Below are 22,794 nucleotides of genomic sequence, written 5' to 3'. Positions count from 1 at the left end.
AGCCGCTAATACAATTTTTGAATTTATTTTTGTCGAAAGGGTAAATAAGAATTGTGATTATATTTTTAATAAACCCCTTCTTAAACAGAGGCTTAATTTTAATAATTCAGCCTGTTTTTCACAGGCTGAATCGGTAATTTTTATATTGAACACATTAAGGCTTATTTAAAATAATTAGGTCTCTTGGAAACAATCAGGACGATTAAGTGCCTTATCAATGGCTGAAACGAGCTTCTCAATATGTTCAGATTTGCTAATGAAAGGAGGCATCATATAGATCAGCTTGCCGAATGGGCGTATCCAAACGCCTTGTTCAACAAAGTGAGCTTGAATGGTTTCCATATCCACAGGTGAATGGGTTTCAACTACACCAATAGCGCCCAACCAGCGAACGTCTTTAACCAGTGCATGCTCTCGTAAAGGTGGCAGCAATTCAGAGAAAAGTTGTTCAATCTGCTGAGTCTGATTTTGCCAATTGCCTTGCTCTATGATGGATAAACTTGCCGCGCCGACCGCGCAAGCTAATGGGTTACCCATAAAGGTTGGCCCGTGCATAAAGCAGCCCGCTTCACCGCCACATACCGTGTCTGCGACTTCTTTGCTCGCCAGCGTTGCAGAAAGGGTCATGTAGCCACCAGTCAGCGCTTTACCCAAGCATAGAATGTCCGGTTGAATGTCGGCATGTTCACACGCGAACAGTTTCCCTGTGCGGCCAAATCCGGTCGCAATCTCATCCAAAATCAGCAATACGTTGAATTCATCGCACAGCAAGCGCACTTGTTTCAGAAATTCAGGGTGATAGATACGCATGCCGCCAGCGCCTTGAACGATCGGCTCTAAGATCACGGCAGCGACTTCTTGATGATGTGTTGCGAGCTTTTCACGGAAGCTGTTTATGTCGTTAGCGTCCCATTGTTCCCAAAAACCTGTTTTCGGTGAATCGGCAAAAATGTGTTCAGGCAAAAAGCCTTTGTAGAGGCTGTGCATCGAGTTGTCAGGGTCGGTCACTGACATCGCTGCAAAGGTATCACCGTGATAGCCATCTCTGAGTGTGAGGAACTTCGAACGAGGTTGTCCTTTGGCATGCCAGTATTGAAGCGCCATTTTAAGACTCACTTCTACGGCTACTGAGCCTGAATCGGCCAAGAACACATGTTCAAGATTACTTGGTGCGAGCTTCAGCAGCTTCTTACATAAATCGATGGCAGGCTGGTGGGTGATACCACCAAACATAACGTGTGAAACCTTATCTATTTGGCTATGAGCAGCGGCATTCAGAACTGGATGATTGTAGCCGTGAATGGTTGACCACCAAGACGACATGCCATCAATAATTCGTTTTCCGCCTTCTAATTCTAAGTAAACACCGTCAGCATTGGTAATTGGGTAGCAGGTCAGAGGTGTTAACGTTGATGTGTAGGGATGCCAGATATGCTGGCGATCAAAGGCGAGATCCATAGTAACTTCCATTCTTGGTGTGATTAAAAAATAACTAGATGTAAACTTTGATATTATCAATGTATTGACAGTCTAAAGCTTGTCGGTAGACTAGCCAAGCATAAATGCAAACTCTAGACACAGAGTTGTAACATCAAAAAAATAAAAAGGATCGACACGTGGAAGTTCGTCATGACTGGACAGTTGCTGAAGTAACAGCGCTGCTTGAAAAACCGTTTATGGATTTAATGTTTGAAGCTCAAGTTGTTCATAGACAGTACCAAGAGCACAACCACGTGCAAGTGAGTACGCTTTTATCGATAAAGACAGGTGCTTGTCCTGAAGATTGTAAGTACTGTCCTCAAAGTGCTCACTACCGAACGGATGTCGACAAAGAACGCTTAATGGAAGTTGAGCGTGTTTTGGATGCGGCGCAAAAAGCTAAGAATGCAGGCTCAACTCGCTTCTGTATGGGCGCGGCATGGAAAAACCCGAAAGAACGCGATATGCCTCACCTGACTGACATGATCAAAGGTGTGAAAGGCATGGGGCTAGAAACCTGTATGACACTGGGCATGTTAACGCCGGATCAAGCAGGCGAGCTAGCCGACGCAGGTTTGGACTACTACAACCATAACCTTGATACGTCTCCAGAATTCTACGGCAGCATTATTACTACTCGTACTTACCAAGATCGTTTAGACACGTTGTCTCACGTGCGTGATGCCGGAATGAAGATCTGTTCTGGTGGCATCATCGGTATGGGCGAAAGCACCAATGACCGAGCAGGTCTTCTTGTAGAGCTGGCGAACCTTCCAGTGCACCCTGAAAGTGTACCAATCAACATGCTAGTAAAAGTGAAAGGCACACCGATGGAAAACGTCGATGATGTTGAGTCTTTCGACTTCATCAAGCTGATTGCGATTGCTCGTATCATGATGCCTATGTCTGCGGTTCGCTTATCTGCAGGCCGTGAGAACATGAACGAACAGATGCAAGCGATGTGTTTCATGGCGGGTGCGAACTCTATCTTCTACGGTTGTAAGCTACTGACTACGCCAAACCCAGATGAAGACACGGATATGCAGTTGTTTAAGAAGCTGGGTATCAACAGCCAAGAAGTGGCTCAAAAACCAGATGAAATTCAAGAAAACGAACTGTTAGATCAAGTGGTGGAGCGCGTTGCGGCTCGTCCAACTAAAGATGACATGTTCTACGATGCCACGGTTTAAAGCTCGCATTAAAGAAGCCCTTGTTCATCGCCATGAGCAAGGGCTGACTCGCCAACTCAAGGTGCTCGAAAACAGCAATGGACCTTTGCTGAATAGTGAAGGTTCTAGTTTCATCAATTTTTCGAGTAATGATTATTTAGGTCTGGCGAACGATCCTGAACTGGTCGATGCATGGCAAACGGGTCTTTCCCAATATGGTGCTGGAAGTGCGGCATCGCCATTGGTTACTGGCTTTAGTCCTGCTCATCAAAACCTAGAGGCTCAGCTGTGTGAATGGCTCGGCTTTGAACGTGCCATTCTGTTTAGCTCTGGTTTCAGTGCTAATCAAGCCTTGCTGTTTTCTCTGCTCGAAAAAGACGACTCATTACTGCAAGATAAACTTAACCACGCCTCTTTGATGGAAGCGGGGATGCTTTCTCCTGCAACAATGAAACGCTTTAAGCATAACGACACGCAACACCTAGAATCGTTATTAAGCCGATCTCCACAATCCTTGGTTGTGACGGAAGGCGTGTTCAGCATGGATGGCGACCAGGCTCCCCTCAATCAAATATATAACCTGACCAATCAATACGACAGTTGGCTAGCAGTTGATGATGCCCACGGTATTGGTGTATTGGGTGATAAAGGGGCAGGGAGCTGCAACGCTTCGCAAATAACGCCTGATATCTTGGTGGTGACCTTTGGTAAAGCATTTGGTCTATCTGGTGCTGCGATTTTGTGTTCGTCAGAGGTGGGTGATTACTTAACTCAATTTGCTCGTCATCATGTGTATTCGACGGCAATGCCTCCTTCGCAAGCGGTAGCTTTGTCTCATGCCTGTCAGATGATTCAAACGCAAGAGTGGCGTCGCGAGAAGCTAACCGAGTTAGGGGCTATCTATGCAGAGCAAATGAATGGCGTACAAGGTTTTGTTGATACTCAGACTCCGATTAAGCCGTTTGTGATCGGTGAAGCTCAGGCTGCGCTCTCCGTTGCTGAAGAATTAAAGCGTAACCAAGTTTGGGTTACCGCAATTAGGCCACCCACGGTTCCGACTGGGACAGCGCGTCTGCGTATTACGTTAACCGCCAGTCACACTCAAAAGCAGATCCTTCAGTTAACCCGTTCGTTACGTCAAGCAGTGGAAACAAATCTTGAATCAAGTGAATCAAGCTTTGAATCGAATAGTGAAACTAACACCAAAATAAATAATGAGGCTCAGTAAATGTCACAAGAAGCAGTCGTGCATAATTACGTAGGCCAAGATAAGAGTGCGATTGCCGAAGCTTTCGGTAAAGCAGCAACAACCTATGACAAACATGCTGAGTTTCAGCGTGATGTTGGTCATCGACTACTGGATAATTTACCTAACGACCTCTCCGGTTTAAAGGTACTCGATTTAGGTTGTGGTACAGGTTATTTCTCCGAACAGATAGCGAAGCGTGGTGCTGAGGTAGTGTGTGCTGACCTGTCTGTTGGTATGTTAAAAGCGGCAGAACAACGTTGCGGTACATCGGTGGCTTTATATCAACAAGCTGACGCTGAACAGTTGCCGTTTGAAGATGGGTGTTTTGACATTGTTTTTTCAAGCTTAGCGTTGCAATGGTGTGATGATTTATCGTCGCCTTTGAAAGAGATGAAGCGTGTTACAGCGGCTGGTGGACGTGTGATTTTCTCAACTTTGCTTGATGGGTCACTGTTTGAACTGGAAAAGTCATGGTCCAAAATTGATGCACATCAACACGTTAACCATTTTATTACAATCAATCAGGTAAAAATTGCGTTAGCGCAATCTAGCTGTACTACTCATCAACTAGACTTGCCCACCATCACCGTTTGGTACGACACTGCGTTTGAACTGATGCGCGACCTTAAAGGCATCGGCGCTAATCACGTAAGTGGTCGCTCACAAGGTTTAACAAGTCGCCGTATGTTGCAGCTTGTTGAACGGGAATATCGAGAGTTCAAAAACCATCAAGGTTTCTTACCAGCAACATATCAAGTTTGTTTAGGGGTTATTCAATTATGATTGATGCATTATTCATTGCAGGTACGGATACCGAAGTGGGAAAAACTGTGGTTTCAAAAGCGATTCTTCAAGCTTTGGCCGCACAAGATTTATCAACAATTGGCTACAAGCCAGTTGCTGCAGGGTGTGAAGAATACCCTGAAGGGTTACGTAACAGTGATGCGCTGCATCTTCAAGAAGCGGCGACGCAAGATATTGCTTACGAAGACGTTAACCCGTACGCGTTGCTACTGCCATCATCACCTCACATCGCAGCCAAGCATGACGGTGTCGTGATTGATGAAGCGGTGTTATCAGCGAAACTAGACGAGCATAAGCAAAACTCTGACATCGTTCTGGTTGAAGGTGCGGGTGGCTGGCGTGTACCGGTTTCAGATGACGAATACTTGTCTAGCTGGGTCAAGAAAGAGCAGCTTCCAGTTGTATTGACCGTTGGTATTAAGCTGGGTTGTTTGAGCCATGCTCTGTTAACCGCAGAAGCGATTCGTGCTGACGGACTAAACTTAGTTGGTTGGGTAGCAAACCGTATTAATCCAGGCACTGAACATTACGCTGATATTATTGCGATGCTTGAAGATAAGCTAGGTGCGCCAAAGTTAGGTGAGATCCCTTACGTACCAAAAGCGAAGTCTAAGAATATTGGCAAGTACATTAATGTACAGCCATTGCTTGAGCTTTAATTCTCAAGTTATACGAGAAATAAGAAAAGGGCTGCGATTGCAGCCCTTTTGCTATTTTAAGCCTGGGTAGAGTTAAGCTTGGGATCAATGTTCTTTTGTAAGTCCCATTAGTGCTTGTTGTGTCTCTGTTATATTGGTTTGCGCTGCTTGTGGCGTAAGAATACCGATCTGTTTCTTTGCTTCTTCTTCAGTAATCCCTAGGTGACAGCACAGTAAGTCGATAGCCATTTGAGTGTTAGTACCTTCAACCATGATCCTTTCCTTTTGTTCCATGAACTAGCCAATACAGTAATTGACTGACACTCTAAACGGATCACTGGTGGTTAACCATACTACTTAGGTCTAATGGACGATTGAGAAATGAACCACTCCCGTAATCAAATGTTGCAATTTAATGCTTAACCTTGTTTTCTTAATCTAAGACTATATGTATAAGTAAGTATAAGTCTCAAGGTTGGAATAAATTGCTGTCTGCCTTGTCTATAACAATAAGTTTTATAAAAACAGCTTTCATGCGGAGATAAGTAATGAAGCGAGTAATGTTGTTCCTTGCAACCAACCTTGCGGTTGTATTGGTACTAAGTGTTGTTCTTAATATTGTATACGCAGTTACAGGTATGCAACCAGGAAGCCTCTCAGGCTTGCTGTTAATGGCTGCGGTATTTGGTTTTGGCGGCTCATTCATTTCATTAATGATGTCAAAGAAAATGGCGCTACGCTCAGTTGGCGGCATGGTCATTGAAAGCCCGCGTAATGAAACAGAACATTGGTTGATGGAGACGGTAAGCCGTCAAGCTCAACAAGTTGGTATTGGTATGCCAACAGTGGCGATCTACGATTCGCCAGACATCAACGCATTTGCAACCGGCGCTAAGCGTGACGATTCATTGGTAGCGGTCTCAACAGGCCTGCTACACAACATGACACGTGACGAAGCTGAAGCGGTATTAGCGCATGAAGTTAGCCACATCGCAAACGGCGACATGGTGACAATGACGCTAATGCAAGGCGTTGTGAACACGTTCGTTATCTTCCTTTCTCGTTTCATCGCGAACATTGTTGCGTCGAATGACAACGAAGAGGAGGGTGGTAGCAACATGATGGTGTACTTCGGTGTGTCTATGGTGTTGGAATTGGTATTTGGTTTCTTGGCAAGCTTCATTACGATGTGGTACAGCCGTCATCGTGAATTCCATGCCGATGCAGGTGCTGCGCACTTGGTCGGTAAAGAGAAGATGATTGCAGCGCTAGAGCGTCTAAAAGTGAGCCACGAGCCACAGTTAGAAGGTTCTATGATGGCGTTTGGCATCAATGGTAAGAAATCTCTTACTGAGCTACTAATGAGCCACCCACCGCTAGATAAGCGTATTGCGTCTCTACGTAACATGTAATTTCTAATGCGATTAGTCATCGCTAGTCGATAAGAATAATCTAAAGGCTTCCTTCGGGAGGCCTTTTTTGCTCTTGGCGTTTAAGATAACAAGTGTTAAGACATGAAGTATGAGATACGAGGTGTAGTTGTCGCTAGGTGATTAAATTGAATGAGTAGGGGACGAGTCGATCAATTAGAGAAGACTTGGTGTTCTTGTGTTGACGATTCTTTTGGCTATAGATTTAGTTCCACGCAATAAAAAGGCTTCCACATGGGAAGCCTTAGTCTATTATGCGATTCGAAATTCGAATATTACAGCTTGTCAGTTAGCTCGATTGCTTGACCGATGTAGTTTGCTGGAGTCATCTCTTTCAGACGAACTTTCTCGTCTGCAGGGATTTCTAGACCATCGATGAATGCACGCATGCCTTCGCCATCTACACGCTTACCACGAGTTAGCTCTTTAAGCTTCTCGTATGGCTTCTCGATACCGTAACGACGCATTACTGTTTGTACTGGTTCTGCTAGTACTTCCCAGTTCTTGTCCAGTTCAGCAAGTAGCGCTTCACGGTTAACTTCTAGTTTGCTAATACCTTTCAGAGTTGAAGTGTATGCAATGATTGTGTAGCCAACACCAACACCTAGGTTACGAAGAACCGTAGAGTCAGTTAGGTCACGTTGCCAGCGAGAAACTGGAAGTTTCTGTGCTAGGTGGCCAAATACAGCGTTAGCTAGACCAAGGTTGCCTTCAGAGTTTTCGAAGTCAATTGGGTTAACTTTATGCGGCATTGTAGAAGAACCGATTTCGCCAGCGATAGTCTTCTGCTTGAAGTGACCAAGAGCGATGTAGCCCCAAACGTCACGGTCGAAGTCTAGAAGAATCGTGTTGAAACGAGCAACCGCGTCGAATAGCTCAGCGATGTAATCGTGAGGTTCGATTTGAGTTGTGTACGGGTTCCAAGTTACGCCAAGAGATTCAGTGATGAACTCTTCAGAGAACTGGTGCCATTCAACTTCTGGGTATGCAGAAAGATGTGCGTTGTAGTTACCTACCGCGCCGTTGATTTTCGCTAGAATCTCAACGCTTTCGATTTGCTTGTATTGACGTTCCATACGGTACGCAACGTTAGCCATCTCTTTACCCATAGTAGAAGGAGAAGCTGGCTGACCGTGTGTACGAGACAGTAGAGGAATGTCACGGTACTCGTTCGCAAGTGCTTTGATAGCATCGATTACGTTACGAATTTCTGGAAGAATCACTGTGTCACGAGCTTCTTTAAGCATAAGCGCGTGAGATGTGTTGTTGATGTCTTCAGAAGTACATGCAAAGTGAATGAATTCGTTAACTGCGTGAAGCTCAGGAACGCCCGCAACTTTCTCTTTCAAGAAGTACTCAACCGCTTTTACGTCGTGGTTTGTTGTGCGCTCGATCTCTTTGATACGCAGAGCGTCTTCTTCGCTGAAGTTAGCGGCTAGTTCATCAAGAAACTGGTTAGCTTCTGCACTGAACGCTGGTACTTCTTTGATTGCATCAGTAGCTGCAAGCTTTTGTAACCAACGAATTTCAACGATAGAGCGGTACTTTAGTAGTCCAAACTCACTAAAGATGCTGCGTAATGCAATAGTCTTACTTCCGTAACGGCCGTCTACTGGTGAAACAGCAGTCAATGCTGACAGTTCCATGGTGTTCTCCTGAATTGAGTTTTCTAAATTTTGAGAGGTTTATACCAGTAACAATCTCAATTGTCACGCATATTGCGCAATCGTTTGCGTGAGAGTTGTGTTGATACAAAAAACAAGCTCGCGACGAGGCGCGAGCTAATAAATTACATTCGAGCTAGTAGGATTTGAGCCTGCTCGATCATCTTCTTGCGACCGAAGATAAGGTGGCGACGTTTACCGCCAACTTGACGCCATAGCACAGCGCTTCGAATCCCTGATAGAAGCAGTGCGCGAACCTTATGTTGGCTCGATGTCTGTTGAAGTACAGACGGTGTACCAGAAACCTGAATACGTGGGCCAATAGGGCTGACAACATCAAGGTAGATACTCGCAAGGTTGCTGATCATTTGCTCGTCAAACAGATCAAAGTGTTCAGTTTGGCGCTCTGCAGTTTGAATGCGATCGCCAAGCTGAGACATAGAGTCGTTGCGAGAAGATAGCTTACGCTCAAGCGCCATCAGGCTGATGATGTAACGCGTGATATCGCTACCTGCTGGAGTACTATCGATACCTTTTACTAAGCACTCAAGGCCAAGCTTTAGGTTCGCTTCACGTCCAAATACGCCCACGGTATTCGCTGGGTTGGTATTTAAAATGGCACTGAGTGAAGCTTCGAAGGCATCTTTATCACAATGGCCGTCTTTCGCTACTTGTTGAACCAAAGCCACAGCTTGGCAAATTCCGGCGAAAGCAATAGTACGGTCATAAAGTGTATTAGCCACGTAGTAACTCCTAGTTGTCTTCTATCGTTTGTCGTTTGATTGATTAGATGCGCTTTTCGATGATACCACCACCAAGACATACTTCGCCTTGGTAGAACACTGCAGATTGACCTGGGGTCACAGCGATTTGTGGGTCATCAAAAATAACCTTAATGTTCTCATCATCAATTGGGATGATTGTACAAGGAATATCTGTTTGACGGTAACGTGTTTTTACCGTGCATGTCATAACTTCAGTAATTGGTGTGCGATTTACCCAATGAAGTTGAGATGCGATCAAGCCTTCTGATTTTAGAAGAGGGTGGTCTTTACCTTGTACTGCGATAAGTACATTACGCTTAAGGTCTTTTTCACCAACAAACCATGGTTCTTCATTACCGCCGCCGCCTTTAGTGCCGCCGATATGTAGGCCTTTACGTTGACCTAGTGTGTGGTACATCAAGCCTTGGTGTTGACCAATAACTTGGCCTTCTGGCGTCTCGATGTTACCCGGTTGTGCTGGTAGGTATTTGCCTAGGAACTCAGTGAACTTACGCTCACCAATAAAGCAGATACCTGTAGAGTCTTTTTTCTTCGCTGTGATCAAGTCTTGCTCTTCAGCAATACGTCGCACTTCAGGCTTCTCTAGTTCACCAACAGGGAATAGGCTGCGTGCTACTTGATCTGAGCTTAGCGTGTATAGGAAATAGCTCTGGTCTTTGTTGCTATCTAGGCCACGTAGCATTTCTGGTTTAACGCCAGCATCAAGCTCTTCTTGAGTTGGGAAAGTACGACGAACGTAGTGACCCATCGCGATGTAGTCTGCGTCTAGTACTTCATCAGCAAACTCTAAGAACGCTTTGAATTTTATTTCTTTGTTACAAAGGATATCTGGGTTAGGCGTACGGCCTGCTTTGTATTCTTCAAGGAAGTATTCGAATACGTTGTCCCAGTACTCTGCAGCAAAGTTAATGGTGTGAAGGTGGATACCTAGTTTGTCACATACCGCTTGAGCATCAGCAAGATCTTCAGCTGCCGTGCAGTATTCTTCGTTATCGTCTTCTTCCCAGTTTTTCATGAAAAGGCCTTCTACCTGATAGCCTTGTTGCTGAAGAAGATACGCCGATACTGACGAATCTACACCGCCGGACATACCGACAATTACTTTCTTTTCGCTGTTTCCAGAGCTGATATCTGACATGTCTAAACACCGTTACTATTACTTGGTCGCAGATTCTAACAGAAAGAGAAACGCCGTGACAGATCCGAGACCGGAATCACAGTTTCATTTGCACAAATAGTGCGCTGACTTTGTTAGAGAATCGCATGAGAGCGAGGTGAGTCGCTAGGATGTCAGAAGTATATGTGGCATAGTCGCTCGAAATCCAAGACCTGAGATAAAAAAATGTCTGAACAAAATGAATTTATGCAAGAAGAAGAGCTGATCGAGATTATTGAAAATCAGCTTGAAGATGGCGAACCTGTAAAAGTAAAAGAGACGCTAATGCGTTTAATGATGACAGGCACTCCTCGTGAAGAGGCGATTGCTGCAATGGCATGTGCATTGGCTATCGAAGTATTTGACGTTATGAAAAATGGCGCTGAGTTTAATCAAAAGCGTTACGCCGAGCATTTGGGCATGCTACCTGATTTAAGCTTTATGGAAGGCGAATAAAAAAATACCCTAGCAAACGTTTGCTATAGTTTGAAAGATTGCCGCGTTAAATATAGCGCGGTAGAATCCGCCACCTATTTCCCCTTGACTTAGACTAGCCCTATGAAATTCCCTGGACAACGTAAATCAAAGCACTATTTTCCGGTTCACGCACGTGATCCTCTAGTGAGCCAAGCTCAAAGCAGTAAAAGAATGTCACGCACTCATATTATCGGTATTGACCAAACTTTGGTGGATATTGAAGCAAAAGTGAGTTCTGAACTTATTGAGAAGTACGGTTTAAGTAAGGGACATTCACTGGTTATTGGTGACGAGGCCGCTGAATCTTTATATCAAGAATTAAAAGAACAGTGCCTGATTACCAATGAATACGCTGGTGGCACAATTGGTAATACACTACACAACTATTCAGTATTGGCGGACGATCGTTCAACACTATTGGGTGTAATGAGCCAAGATATTAAGATTGGTAGCTATGGTTACCGTTATTTATGTAATACATCAAGCAGAATGGATCTGAACCATTTACAAGGGGTAGATGGCGCAATTGGTCGCTGCTTTGCATTAATTACAGAAGACGGTGAACGTACTTTCGCAATTAGCGAAGGACAAATGAACCAACTAAAACCAGAAAGCATTCCTGAAAAGATCTTCAAAAGTGCTTCTGCTTTAGTATTAACTGCTTATTTAGTTCGTTGTAAGCCAGGTGACCCTATGCCTGAAGCAACAATGAAAGCGATTGAATACGCGAAGAAATACGATGTGCCTGTTGTTTTAACACTAGGTACTAAGTTCGTTATTCAAGATGATCCAGAATTTTGGAAAGACTTCTTAGAGCAGCACGTAACGGTTGTTGCAATGAATGAAGACGAAGCAGAAGCCCTAACCGGTGAAAGCGATCCGCTTGCTGCTTCAGACAAAGCGCTAGAGTGGGTGGACTTAGTTCTATGTACTGCCGGCCCTGTTGGCCTATTCATGGCGGGTTACACGGAAGACGCAGCGAAGCGTGAAACATCACTGCCTCTACTTCCTGGTTCAATTGCTGAATTTAACCGTTTCGAATTTAGCCGTCCTGCACATAAAGAGTTATGTGAAAACCCAACTAAAGTGTATTCGCATATTGCGCCATACATGGGTGGCCCAGAAAAAATCAAAAATACGAATGGTGCAGGTGATGCTGCTTTATCGGCTTTATTGCATGATATGGCTGCGAATAAGTACCACAAAGAAAACGTGCCAAACTCAAGTAAGCACCAACATTCATTTTTGACGTATTCTTCTTTCTCACAAGTTTGTAAATATTCAAACCGTGCTAGCTATGAAGTGTTAGTTCAACACTCTCCACGTTTATCTCGTGGTCTTCCTGAAAGAGAAGATAGCCTAGAAGAAGCGTACTGGGAAAGATAAGACACTTTGTTTATCCGATGCGTACGAGTTTATCAAATGCGCATCTATGTTTATAAAGAACATTAAAGGGTAACAAAATATAAAAAAGGCTCCGAAAGGAGCCTTTTTTGTTTCTGAATATATTGAAGCCGTAAATAATACTTTGGTCGACTTAAATATTAATTCTATTGCTAAGTGTGTAATTGATTACCCACTCAGTAAACTGAACGCTTAACTTAGATAGCAAACTCTTCTAGAGATTTACCAGCATCTAGCTGTTCTTGGATAGCTGAAGGCGTACGGCCTTGACCTGTCCAAGTTTTCTCGTCGCCGTTTGCGTCTACATATTTGTATTTCGCTGGGCGAGGAGCGCGTTTAGCTTTAGTTGTTTTAGATTTTGCTTCGCCAGAAAGAGCTGCAATAAGATCTGCAACATCAATTCCGTCTTTTGCAATTTGTTCAGCGATAGCAGAAAGCTTAGCTTCTTGTTCTGCTTTAGCTGCACGTTCTTCAGCTTCAGACTCTTGACGCTCTTGTACAACAATAGTTAGCTTGTCTAGCGCTTCTTCTAGTTGCTCAAGAGTTAATTCACGTGAGAATGCGCGAAGGCTACGGATATTTAATAGAGTTTTTGTTAATTCAGACATGATATTTTCCATCAAGGTAAACTAAATAATCATCCTAATAATAAACAGAGCTTAGGAATAAAACAAATAGTATTTCTTCTATTACATATTTAAATATAAAAGTGAGATGAATAGTTGAAATTTCAAAGGCACATTTCTATTGAATTTATAATAATTATTAAGATTATCTGAAAAACTGATATGTGACAGGTGGAGTAATTAACTTGTGTAGACTATTCTTCTATTGATTAGTTCATTAACAAAAAGCTATTTTTCTCGGAATGATATGTTGCATTGTTGCTCTTGATGAGTACAATTGCGGCTACCTGATGCGATGCGTTGGTTAATTTGTTGTTAAACTCTGGTTTACACGGTTAATAATGTTATCGCACGTAGAGGTGCAATTATAAAAAGTAACTTCCGTTGGGGTGATGCCAATGAGCGGGAATGAAAGGTGTAATTGCCGAAGTAAATTGTATATCTAAGCAATTTGCTGGGGTTGTGCTCAATAGGTACAACACTGCCATAGTCTTAATTTTAAACTATGGAGCGCTACTGTAGGGTTGGGTGAAGTGTTCACTTCCCTTTCGCTTAGTTCAACATGAACTTGAACAGCCGTATCAAGTTTGTCTGCAGTAGATCTCTAGCCAAATAAAAAACTGGTTTTTGAAGATCATGAATTTAATAGATTTTGCAACATCGCCTTTATCTTTGCTTCCGCCCCTTGTGGCTTTAAGTCTTGCTATTGTTACCCGCCGTGTATTGGTTTCTTTGGGTGTCGGTATCATCATGGGTGCTATCTTACTTGCTGACTATTCAGTAGGTAATGCAGCGAGCTACGTGTTTACTAAAGCATCTGGTGTTTTCATCGAAGATGGTGGCATCAACACTTGGAACATGAGCATCATCGCATTCCTAATTATTCTTGGAATGACAACTGCACTATTAACACTGTCTGGCGGTACTCGTGCATTCGCTGAGTGGGCTCAGTCTCGCGTTAAAAGCAAACGTGGTTCAAAGCTACTTGCTGCTTTCCTAGGTGTATTCATCTTCGTTGATGACTACTTCAACAGCTTAGCGGTAGGTGCTATCTCTCGCCCTGTAACAGACCGTTTCTACGTATCTCGCGCTAAGCTTGCTTATATTCTCGACTCTACTGCTGCTCCAATGTGTGTGATCATGCCGGCTTCTAGCTGGGGTGCTTACATCATTACTATTATTGGTGGCATCTTAGTAACACACGGTGTAACTGAATATTCAGCACTGGGTGCTTACGTTCGTCTTATTCCAATGAACTTCTACGCTGTGTTTGCACTACTAATGGTGTTCGCAGTGGCATGGTTCGGTCTAGATGTTGGTAAGATGCGTGAGCATGAAATCGAAGCATCTCAAGGCCGTGGCTTTGAAGGCGACAACGATCAAAAGCAAGCTCACGATCTAAACGAAGAGCTAGATATCGAAGAGAGCGAAAACGGTTCAGTTTCTGATCTTGTTATGCCAATCGTATCGCTAATTGTAGCGACAGTGGCAGCAATGCTTTACACAGGTGGCCAAGCGCTGGCTGCTGATGGCCAAGCATTCAACCTTCTAGGTGCATTCGAAAACACGGATGTAGGTAAGTCTCTTGTTTACGGTGGTGTTATCGGCTTACTAGTAGCACTAGCGACAGTATTCAAGCAAAAGCTATCTATGGCTGATATCGCAAGAACAATGTGGATCGGTGCTAGCTCTATGTTTGGCGCGATTCTGATTCTTGTGTTTGCATGGACTATCGGTTCTGTAATCGGCGACATGAAAACGGGTTCTTACCTATCGTCTCTAGTAACAGGCAGCATTGATTACCACTGGCTACCGGTTATGTTGTTCCTTCTAGCGGGCGTTATGGCGTTCTCTACAGGTACATCTTGGGGTACATTCGGCATCATGCTACCAATAGCTGGTGATATGGCAGCAGCATCGGATATCGCACTGATTCTTCCTATGCTAAGTGCGGTTCTAGCGGGTGCAGTATTTGGTGACCACTGTTCTCCAATCTCAGATACGACGATTCTGTCTTCTACTGGTGCTCGTTGTAACCATATCGACCACGTATCGACTCAGCTTCCATACGCGTTGTCTGTAGCGTTCGTATCGTGCATCGGTTTCATCACTCTAGGTATGACATCTTCAATTGGCATCGCATTTGGCGCAGCGTCTCTAACGTTTGTTGCTGTATGTTTTGCATTGGCGTACTTCTCTCGCTGCAAAATGGCGACGTGCAAAAGCTAAAACTGAAAGTTAATCAGTAAACTATCAGGGAGGCGTTTGCCTCCCTTTTTTGTGCCTGTTAATTTAATTTTAAGTTTCGTGAAAAAAGTTCGAATAAATGGTTGAAAAAGGATGTCAGCTTAGTTAGTGTGGAGACAAGACAGCAAACAACCTAAGAGCTGATAAGTATGCGTAAATTAGTAATGAACATTCATCACCATCATCACCCTATCTAGTCTTTCGGGGAGATTTACGTATACCCGGGAGCAAGATTACTCCCGGAGGTTAAGTCAAAAGAATTTAGATTTAAACCCTCGGGATGACAAAGTCTCCGAGGGTTTTTTAGTTTTAGTACTTTTAAATAATCAATAAATTCAAATATTTGCACAGGGATACAGCAATGCAGACACAACGCCTAAGAATCGCAATTCAAAAGAAAGGTCGCTTAAGTAAAGAGTGCCAAGACCTACTTAAAAAATGTGGTGTTAAATTTAACATTATGGGTGAGCGCCTAGTGGTTCACTCACTAAATATGCCAATCGACTTGTTACTCGTTCGTGATGACGACATCCCCGGTCTTATCATGGATGGTGTAGTTGACCTTGGTTTCATCGGTGAAAATGAGCTAGAAGAAGTTCGTCTAGACCGTGTTGCTCTTAAAGAGCCTTCAGAGTTCCGCACACTACGTCGTTTAGACTTCGGTGGTTGCCGCCTTTCTATCGCTATCAACAAAGACGAAGAATACAACGGCCCACAAGACTTAGCGGGCAAGCGAATTGCGACAACCTACCCACAGCTACTTAAAGCCTACATGGACGAGCAGGGTGTTGAATTCAGCACTTGTATGCTAACAGGCTCGGTTGAAGTCGCGCCTCGCGCTGGTTTAGCAGACGCTATCGCTGATTTAGTTTCTACAGGTGCAACGCTTGAAGCGAACGGCCTAAAAGAGGCAGAAGCTATCTTCCAATCGAAAGCAACACTGATTCAACGTGTTGGTGATTTCGACGCAGACAAAACCGCACTGATTGAAAAACTACTGACTCGTATGCAGGGTGTTCAACAAGCGAAAGAGTCGAAGTACATCATGCTTCACGCGCCAACTTCTCAACTAGAGCAAATCAAAGCACTACTGCCTGGTGCTGAAGATCCAACGGTTCTTCCACTATCTACAGACAAAGACAAAGTTGCCGTGCACCTAGTAAGTACAGAGAACTTGTTCTGGGAAACAATGGAACAGCTTAAAGAGTTGGGTGCAAGCTCGATTCTAGTATTACCAATCGAAAAAATGATGGGGTAGTGACGATGAGAACCGTTGTTTGGCAATCTTTAAGTGAATCACAGCAAGACTCGGTATTAGAGCGTCCAGCTATTACTGAAGGTGCAAACATCACAGCGACTGTTTCTGATGTTATTGCAAAAGTACGAAATGAAGGCGATGCCGCGCTTAAAGAGCTGACTGCAAAGTTTGATGGTGTAACTCCTGAATCTATTCGAGTCAGTTCAAATGAAATCGAAGAGGCGTGTGCTCGTCTAACACCAGAAATGAAGCAAGCGCTAGAGCAAGCTTATAGCAACATTGCTAAGTTCCACGAAGCTCAAAAGCCTCAACCGATTAAGGTTGAGACACAACCGGGCGTTGTGTGTGAGCAAGTGACTCGCGCTATTAATACTGTTGGCCTTTATATTCCAGGTGGCAGCGCGCCACTTCCGTCAACGGTTCTTATGTTAGGTGTACCTGCACAAATTGCAGGTTGTCGTAAGGTGGTGCTTTGTTCACCTCCGCCAATCGCTGATGAAATCTTGTATGTCGCTAAGCTTTGTAAAATCGATGAAGTTTACAACGTTGGTGGTGGTCAAGCGGTTGCTGCAATGGCTTACGGTACCGAGAGTGTTGCTAAAGTCGATAAGATCTTCGGCCCAGGTAACGCCTACGTAACGGAAGCGAAACGCCAAGTAAGCAATGACTTCCGCGGTGCGGCGATCGATATGCCTGCTGGCCCATCTGAAGTGTTGGTGATTGCTGATGAAACAGCTGATGCCGATTTCATCGCAGCGGATTTGTTGAGCCAAGCGGAACACGGTCCTGACTCTCAAGTGGTCTTGGTCACGCCATCTCCAGTGATTGCTGACCAAGTAACAGAAGCGGTTCAGAAACAACTGAAAGAGTTGTCTCGTGCGAACATCGCTCAGCAAGCATTGGCTTCAAGCTTAATTATCATTGCTGAATCGATCACTCAAGCGATTGCGATTTCGAACTTCTACGGTCCTGAGCACTTGATTGTTCAAACCAAGAATCCACGTGAACTGCTGCCATTGTTAGACAATGCAGGCTCAATCTTCCTTGGTGACTGGTCTCCAGAATCTGCAGGTGATTATGCGTCTGGTACAAACCACGTATTACCGACTTACGGTTACACGAAGACGTATTCAAGCCTAGGTTTGGCTGACTTCTCTAAGCGCATGACGGTACAAGAGCTAACAGCCGATGGTTTGAAAGGCCTAGCGCCAACTGTAGTAACAATGGCGGAAGCCGAAGGCTTGGATGCACACAAACGCGCTGTGACTATCCGAGTTGAAAAGTTAAATAAAGCGAAATAAGGGTAGGGCATGGAAAAGTTAGCAAGAAAACAAGTTCAGGCTCTAACACCTTACTTGTCTGCAAGACGCATTGGCGGGACGGGTGATGTATGGCTAAACGCCAACGAATCTCCGTTTGATAACGAGTACAGCCTAAACCTGTCTCGTCTTAATCGCTACAGCGAATGTCAGCCTAAAGAGTTGATTGACGCTTACGCACAATATGCAGGTGTGAAACCAGAGCAAACACTGACGACTCGTGGTGCTGATGAAGGCATCGAGTTATTGATTCGTGCTTTCTGTGAGCCGAACGAAGACGCTACTCTTTACTGCCCACCTACTTACGGTATGTACGCTATCAGTGCAGAGACGATCGGTGTTGAGCGTAAAGTTGTGCCTCTAACCGCTGAGTGGCAACTGGATCTTCCTGCGATTGAAGCGCAACTAGACAACGTGAAAGTGGTGTTTGTTTGTAGCCCAAATAACCCAACCGGTAATTTGGTTAATCGTAAAGACATCATTAAGCTGCTTGAAATGACTCAAGACAAAGCGATCGTGGTGATGGACGAAGCGTACATCGACTTCTGCCCTGAAGCATCAACCGTTGATTTGCTTGCACAGTACCCGAATCTAGCGATTCTTCGTACCTTGTCTAAAGCTTTTGCATTAGCTGGTTTACGCTGTGGCTTTACGCTAGCGAACCAAGAGCTTATCGATGTATTGTTGAAGGTGATTGCACCATACCCAGTACCAATCCCAGTGGCTGACATCGCTGTTCAAGCACTTTCAGAGCAAGGTCTTGCAAGAGCGAAATTTCAGGTTCTGGATTTAAGTGCGAATCGCGCTTATCTACAAGCCGGTTTATTGGGCTTACCTCAAGTGACAGTATTTGATGGTTGGGGTAACTACCTATTGGTTAAATTCCCTAACGGCGACGAATTATTTAAAGCGGCATGGGACAGTGGCATTATTTTACGTAACTCGCCAATCGAAGACTGTGTTCGCATTAGTATTGGTAACCGCGAAGAGTGCGAAAAGACACTTGGATTCATTCGTAACTTTTTTCAGTAACGAAAGGCTTACCAGTAATAACATTTGTCAGTCTTGAGTTGATTAATCATAGGCTGACAAATGAAACCAATATTTTGGGTTAGCGTTTGATTTTAGCTAGACCACCAGATTTAAAATTAAAAGGAAGTTCAAGTGAGTAAACAACAGAAAATACTTTTTATAGACCGTGACGGCACCTTAATTGTTGAGCCGCCAGTCGACTTTCAAGTAGACCGTTTAGACAAGCTAAAATTTGAACCGCTAGTGATTCCAAGCCTGCTTGCACTGCAAGATGCTGGTTACCGTCTAGTGATGGTGACTAACCAAGATGGTCTAGGTACCGATAGCTATCCTCAAGAAGATTTCGATGCGCCACATAACATGATGATGGAGTTCTTCGAATCTCAAGGCGTTAAGTTTGATGACGTGCTTATTTGTCCTCACTTTGACGAAGACAACTGCTCTTGCCGTAAGCCTAAGCTAGGTATGGTTAAAGAATATCTACAGGGCGGTAAAGTTGACTTCCAACACTCTGTTGTAATTGGCGATCGAGTGACTGACCTGCAACTAGCTGAGAACATGGCAATTCGCGGTATTCAATATGGCCCGGATGCAAAAACAGAAGGCACGCTTAACTGGCCACAGATCGTTAAAGATCTGACGGTTAACGCTCGGGTTGCTGAAGTGGTTCGTACCACCAAAGAAACCGACATTAAGGTAGCCGTAAACCTTGATGAAACCGGCGGTAATAAGATTGACACAGGTATGGGTTTCTTCGACCACATGCTTGATCAAATTGCGACACACGGTGGTTTCCAAATGAACCTAACTGTGAAAGGCGACCTGCACATTGATGATCACCACACAGTAGAAGATACAGCACTTGCGTTAGGCCAAGCTCTGAAAGATGCGCTAGGCGACAAACGTGGTATTGGCCGTTTTGGTTTTAGCCTGCCAATGGATGAGTGTTTAGCTCAGTGTGCGTTAGATCTTTCTGGTCGCCCATACCTGAAGTTCGATGCGAAATTCAGCCGTGAGCAAGTAGGTGATCTGTCAACCGAGATGGTGGTTCATTTCTTCCGCTCTCTAACCGACACACTGGCTTGTACGCTACACCTTTCTTCTGATGGCAATAATGATCACCACATCATTGAGAGCCTGTTTAAAGCGTTTGGTCGTACTCTTCGCCAAGCAATCAAAGTTGAAGGTAATGAGTTACCAAGCAGCAAAGGCGTCTTGTAAGGCTAACGTTAGCAAGGAAAAACAATGAAAGATCAAAAAGTCGTCATTATTGATACTGGGTGTGCCAACGTTTCTTCGGTCAAATTTGCTATTGAACGTTTGGGTTACGCAGTTGAGATTTCAAAAGAACCAGAAGTGGTCCTTGCCGCCGACAAGCTTTTCCTACCGGGTGTAGGTACAGCAAGTGAGGCAATGAAGAACCTACAAGAGCGTGACCTTGTTTCTCTTGTGAAGAAAGTAGAGAAGCCTCTGCTGGGTATTTGTTTAGGTATGCAACTGTTAGGCAAATTATCTCAAGAGAAAGGCCAAAAGGCGGACGAGCTAGTTGAATGTCTAGGGTTGTGTGATGGTGAGGTGCGTTTACTTGAAACGGGCGATTTACCACTACCACACATGGGTTGGAACACAGTAACTTCGACACCTAACCACCCTTTGTTTAAAGACATTGAAGAAGGCGAGTACTTCTACTTCGTTCACAGCTTCGCAATGCCAGTGGGTGACTACACAATCGCACAATGTGATTACGGTAATCCGTTCACAGCGGCGGTGCAAAGTGGTAACTATTATGGTGTTCAGTTCCACCCAGAGCGTTCTTCAAAAGCTGGCTCTAAGCTGATTCAGAACTTCTTGGAATTGTAATAAGGATTAGGCAACGGCCAACGTTGCCATATAAGGAATGTAAATGATTATTCCCGCATTAGATTTAATTGAAGGCCAAGTAGTTCGCTTATTCCAAGGTGATTACGGGCAAGTAACAGAATACAAAGTAGATCCTGCAGAGCAGTTTAACCTGTATCATCAAGCTGGCGCAGGCTGGCTTCACCTTGTTGACTTAACGGGTGCAAAAGACACAACCGCTCGTCAACTTGACCTAATCGCAAAGCTACTTGCTAGCACGCCTGCCAATATCCAAATTGGTGGTGGTGTTCGTAACGAGCAAGACGTGGTCGACCTACTTGAAGCTGGTGCGCAGCGCGTAGTTGTAGGCTCAACGGCAGTTAAGCAGCCTGAGCTTGTGAAAGGTTGGATGGAAAAATACGGCGCTGAGAAAATTGTACTGGCGCTGGATATCAACATCGACGAAAGCGGCACACGTAAAGTGGCGATTTCAGGTTGGCAAGAAGATTCAGGCGTGACGATTGAAGCGCTGATTGAAGATTATCTAACAGTGGGTCTTAAACACGTTCTGTGTACCGACATTTCACGTGATGGCACGCTAGAAGGATCAAACGTAGAGCTTTACGTTGACCTTTGTAAACAGTACCCACAGGTTCAATTCCAATCATCGGGCGGCATCGGCAGCCTAGCGGATATCGAAGCTCTAAAAGGCAGCGGTGTTGCTGGTGTGATTGTTGGTCGTGCGTTACTGGATGGTAAGTTTACCGCAGAGGAGGCTTTTGCATGTTGGCAAAGCGAATAATCCCTTGTTTGGATGTCCGTGACGGGCAAGTGGTAAAGGGCGTTCAGTTCCGTAACCACGAAATCATTGGCGACATCGTTCCGTTAGCGCAGCGCTACGCGGAAGAGGGCGCTGATGAATTAGTATTTTACGATATCACAGCATCAAGCGATGGTCGTGTCGTCGACAAGAGCTGGGTGAAACGTGTCGCAGAAGTGATTGATATTCCTTTCTGTGTAGCTGGTGGTATTAAATCAGCAGAAGATGCAGCGCGCATTCTTGAGTTTGGTGCTGATAAAGTATCGATCAACTCGCCTGCACTGGCTAACCCTCAACTGATCACTGACCTTGCTGATAAATTCGGCGTGCAGTGTATCGTTGTTGGTATCGACTCATACTTCGACAAAGAAACAGGCAAGTATCAGGTTTACCAATTTACTGGTGATGAAGCGCGTACCAAAGCGACCAAATGGGAAACCAAAGATTGGGTGCAGGAAGTACAGAAGCGTGGTGCTGGTGAGATCGTGTTGAACATGATGAACCAAGATGGCGTTCGTAACGGTTACGACATCGAGCAGCTCAACATGGTACGCGAAGTGTGTAACGTGCCACTGATTGCTTCTGGTGGTGCTGGCGCGATGGAGCACTTTGCTGAAGCCTACAAAAAGACCAACGTGGACGGAGCACTTGCGGCGTCGGTATTTCACAAACAAGTCATCAATATTGGTGAACTTAAACAGTATTTAAAACAACAAGATGTAGAGGTGCGACTATGAGTTTTGAAACCGCAAGCTTATCAAAAGCAGCAGTAGGCGCATTATCAGAGCGTATTAACTGGGAAAAAGTAGATGGTTTAGTGCCAGCTATTGTTCAAGATTACCAATCGAGCCAAGTGTTGATGATGGGATACATGAACCCTGCAGCACTTGAGAAAACGGGTGAAACGGGTCAAGTAACTTTTTTCTCGCGCACTAAAGAGCGTTTGTGGACGAAAGGTGAGACCTCAGGCAATGTTCTGCAACTGGTGAACATGTCACTTGATTGCGACAATGACACCTTGTTGGTAAAAGTGAATCCAATTGGTCCAACGTGCCATTTGGGTAACACCACATGTTGGGATGTCGATCCGCAAGAAGAGACCCAGATGGTGTGGCTTCATCAACTTGAGCAGCTACTGGCTGCCCGCAAGGACGCAGATCCTGAGTCTTCTTATACTGCCAGTCTATATGCCCGTGGCACCAAGCGTATTTCGCAAAAAGTGGGCGAAGAAGGCGTTGAAGTCGCGCTTGCGGCGACGTCGGGCGATAAGGCGGAGTTAGTGTGTGAATCAGCAGATTTGATTTACCACCTAATGGTTCTTCTTCAAGACCAAGGCCTATCGATGAACGACGTAGTGAATAAACTTAAAGAGCGCCATAAGTAAGTTCTCTTTAGATT

At 44.6% G+C, this 22,794-nt stretch carries 22 protein-coding genes, 1 riboswitch and 1 other annotated feature; of the genes, 16 read left to right on the top strand and 6 right to left on the bottom strand.

All coding sequences use genetic code 11. The features are described from left to right. Positions 1 to 174 precede the first annotated feature (174 nt). Complete coding sequence (gene bioA, locus L1D37_RS04425) at positions 175 to 1,458, bottom strand: adenosylmethionine--8-amino-7-oxononanoate transaminase (RefSeq protein WP_239847001.1); 1,284 nt, start codon at positions 1,456 to 1,458, stop codon at positions 175 to 177. A 158-nt stretch (positions 1,459 to 1,616) separates the two neighbouring features. Here bioA and bioB point away from each other — a divergent pair, with 158 nt between their 5' ends. The 4 genes from bioB to bioD are packed head-to-tail and all read left to right on the top strand — an operon-like array spanning position 1,617 to position 5,360. Beyond that, positions 1,617 to 2,669 carry a biotin synthase BioB gene (gene bioB / locus L1D37_RS04420; RefSeq protein ID WP_048609384.1) on the top strand — a complete coding sequence of 351 codons (1,053 nt, stop codon included), beginning with the start codon at positions 1,617 to 1,619 and terminating at the stop codon, positions 2,667 to 2,669. Then, entirely contained in the window at positions 2,656 to 3,876 is a 1,221-nt protein-coding gene (gene bioF / locus L1D37_RS04415) for an 8-amino-7-oxononanoate synthase (RefSeq protein WP_239846999.1), read from the top strand. Before bioB ends, bioF begins: the two co-directional genes overlap by 14 nt. Continuing rightward, the gene (gene bioC / locus L1D37_RS04410) at positions 3,877 to 4,680 is read left to right on the top strand and encodes a malonyl-ACP O-methyltransferase BioC (RefSeq protein WP_239846998.1); all 804 of its coding nucleotides are present in this window, start codon (positions 3,877 to 3,879) and stop codon (positions 4,678 to 4,680) included. Next, on the top strand, positions 4,677 to 5,360 hold the full coding sequence (gene bioD, locus L1D37_RS04405) for a dethiobiotin synthase (RefSeq protein ID WP_239846996.1): 684 nt from the start codon (positions 4,677 to 4,679) through the stop codon (positions 5,358 to 5,360). The genes bioC and bioD overlap by 4 nt, the downstream gene beginning before the upstream one ends. 84 nt (positions 5,361 to 5,444) lie before the next feature. On the opposite strand, the gene L1D37_RS04400 is transcribed toward bioD, so the two are convergent. After that, on the bottom strand, positions 5,445 to 5,612 hold the full coding sequence (locus L1D37_RS04400; protein ID WP_017057057.1) for a hypothetical protein: 168 nt from the start codon (positions 5,610 to 5,612) through the stop codon (positions 5,445 to 5,447). Positions 5,613 to 5,887: 275 nt separating this feature from the next. On the opposite strand from L1D37_RS04400, the gene htpX reads away from it, so the two are divergent. Further along, a complete protein-coding gene (gene htpX / locus L1D37_RS04395) occupies positions 5,888 to 6,751 on the top strand; it encodes a protease HtpX (protein ID WP_102344686.1) in 864 nt (287 codons plus the stop codon). Between the two features lie 293 nt (positions 6,752 to 7,044). Here the strand turns inward: htpX and purB are convergent, their stop codons facing one another. The 3 genes from purB to mnmA form a co-directional block, all read right to left on the bottom strand. Further along, positions 7,045 to 8,415 (bottom strand): adenylosuccinate lyase, encoded by a 1,371-nt coding sequence (gene purB / locus L1D37_RS04390; protein WP_239846994.1) that lies wholly within the window; start codon positions 8,413 to 8,415, stop codon positions 7,045 to 7,047. A 143-nt stretch (positions 8,416 to 8,558) separates the two neighbouring features. Further along, positions 8,559 to 9,176 carry a high frequency lysogenization protein HflD gene (gene hflD / locus L1D37_RS04385; protein WP_146491851.1) on the bottom strand — a complete coding sequence of 206 codons (618 nt, stop codon included), beginning with the start codon at positions 9,174 to 9,176 and terminating at the stop codon, positions 8,559 to 8,561. A gap of 43 nt (positions 9,177 to 9,219) precedes the next feature. Continuing rightward, a complete protein-coding gene (gene mnmA, locus L1D37_RS04380) occupies positions 9,220 to 10,356 on the bottom strand; it encodes a tRNA 2-thiouridine(34) synthase MnmA (protein ID WP_017631376.1) in 1,137 nt (378 codons plus the stop codon). Between the two features lie 204 nt (positions 10,357 to 10,560). Here mnmA and L1D37_RS04375 point away from each other — a divergent pair, with 204 nt between their 5' ends. Continuing rightward, positions 10,561 to 10,830 carry a hypothetical protein gene (locus tag L1D37_RS04375; protein WP_010439986.1) on the top strand — a complete coding sequence of 90 codons (270 nt, stop codon included), beginning with the start codon at positions 10,561 to 10,563 and terminating at the stop codon, positions 10,828 to 10,830. A 102-nt stretch (positions 10,831 to 10,932) separates the two neighbouring features. Next, the gene (locus L1D37_RS04370) at positions 10,933 to 12,237 is read left to right on the top strand and encodes an inosine/guanosine kinase (RefSeq protein ID WP_017631378.1); all 1,305 of its coding nucleotides are present in this window, start codon (positions 10,933 to 10,935) and stop codon (positions 12,235 to 12,237) included. A 215-nt stretch (positions 12,238 to 12,452) separates the two neighbouring features. Here the strand turns inward: L1D37_RS04370 and L1D37_RS04365 are convergent, their stop codons facing one another. Beyond that, positions 12,453 to 12,863 (bottom strand): H-NS family nucleoid-associated regulatory protein, encoded by a 411-nt coding sequence (locus L1D37_RS04365; RefSeq protein ID WP_017060262.1) that lies wholly within the window; start codon positions 12,861 to 12,863, stop codon positions 12,453 to 12,455. A gap of 364 nt (positions 12,864 to 13,227) precedes the next feature. Next, a riboswitch (Lysine riboswitch) is annotated at positions 13,228 to 13,405 on the top strand. Between the two features lie 112 nt (positions 13,406 to 13,517). Between L1D37_RS04365 and L1D37_RS04360 the strand changes: the two genes are divergently transcribed. The 9 genes from L1D37_RS04360 (at position 13,518) to hisIE (ending at position 22,780) form a co-directional block, all read left to right on the top strand. Continuing rightward, positions 13,518 to 15,110: a Na+/H+ antiporter NhaC family protein gene (locus L1D37_RS04360; protein ID WP_026084180.1), complete on the top strand. Its 1,593-nt coding sequence runs from the start codon at positions 13,518 to 13,520 to the stop codon at positions 15,108 to 15,110. Positions 15,111 to 15,300: 190 nt separating this feature from the next. Continuing rightward, positions 15,301 to 15,436 (top strand) — a sequence feature (His leader region). Between the two features lie 53 nt (positions 15,437 to 15,489). Beyond that, the gene (hisG, locus tag L1D37_RS04355) at positions 15,490 to 16,386 is read left to right on the top strand and encodes an ATP phosphoribosyltransferase (protein ID WP_017060264.1); all 897 of its coding nucleotides are present in this window, start codon (positions 15,490 to 15,492) and stop codon (positions 16,384 to 16,386) included. Then, the gene (gene hisD / locus L1D37_RS04350) at positions 16,386 to 17,687 is read left to right on the top strand and encodes a histidinol dehydrogenase (RefSeq protein WP_048668719.1); all 1,302 of its coding nucleotides are present in this window, start codon (positions 16,386 to 16,388) and stop codon (positions 17,685 to 17,687) included. Before hisG ends, hisD begins: the two co-directional genes overlap by 1 nt. A 9-nt stretch (positions 17,688 to 17,696) precedes the next feature. Beyond that, entirely contained in the window at positions 17,697 to 18,737 is a 1,041-nt protein-coding gene (hisC, locus tag L1D37_RS04345) for a histidinol-phosphate transaminase (protein WP_239846993.1), read from the top strand. Positions 18,738 to 18,869: 132 nt separating this feature from the next. Further along, the gene (hisB, locus tag L1D37_RS04340; RefSeq protein ID WP_239846991.1) at positions 18,870 to 19,958 is read left to right on the top strand and encodes a bifunctional histidinol-phosphatase/imidazoleglycerol-phosphate dehydratase HisB; all 1,089 of its coding nucleotides are present in this window, start codon (positions 18,870 to 18,872) and stop codon (positions 19,956 to 19,958) included. Between the two features lie 24 nt (positions 19,959 to 19,982). Continuing rightward, the gene (hisH, locus tag L1D37_RS04335; RefSeq protein WP_017630681.1) at positions 19,983 to 20,597 is read left to right on the top strand and encodes an imidazole glycerol phosphate synthase subunit HisH; all 615 of its coding nucleotides are present in this window, start codon (positions 19,983 to 19,985) and stop codon (positions 20,595 to 20,597) included. Between the two features lie 43 nt (positions 20,598 to 20,640). Beyond that, positions 20,641 to 21,378 (top strand): 1-(5-phosphoribosyl)-5-[(5-phosphoribosylamino)methylideneamino]imidazole-4-carboxamide isomerase, encoded by a 738-nt coding sequence (gene hisA, locus L1D37_RS04330; RefSeq protein ID WP_012604374.1) that lies wholly within the window; start codon positions 20,641 to 20,643, stop codon positions 21,376 to 21,378. Beyond that, positions 21,360 to 22,133 (top strand): imidazole glycerol phosphate synthase subunit HisF, encoded by a 774-nt coding sequence (hisF, locus tag L1D37_RS04325; RefSeq protein WP_017630683.1) that lies wholly within the window; start codon positions 21,360 to 21,362, stop codon positions 22,131 to 22,133. Before hisA ends, hisF begins: the two co-directional genes overlap by 19 nt. Next, positions 22,130 to 22,780, top strand: a complete 651-nt coding sequence (gene hisIE / locus L1D37_RS04320) for a bifunctional phosphoribosyl-AMP cyclohydrolase/phosphoribosyl-ATP diphosphatase HisIE (RefSeq protein ID WP_017630684.1) — start codon at positions 22,130 to 22,132, stop codon at positions 22,778 to 22,780. Before hisF ends, hisIE begins: the two co-directional genes overlap by 4 nt. The last annotated feature ends 14 nt before the right edge of the window (positions 22,781 to 22,794 follow it).

It is taken from the genome of Vibrio sp. Isolate33 (assembly GCF_022397895.1).
Classification (GTDB): domain Bacteria; phylum Pseudomonadota; class Gammaproteobacteria; order Enterobacterales; family Vibrionaceae; genus Vibrio; species Vibrio pomeroyi.
This window is presented reverse-complemented; position numbering and strand designations above follow the sequence as displayed.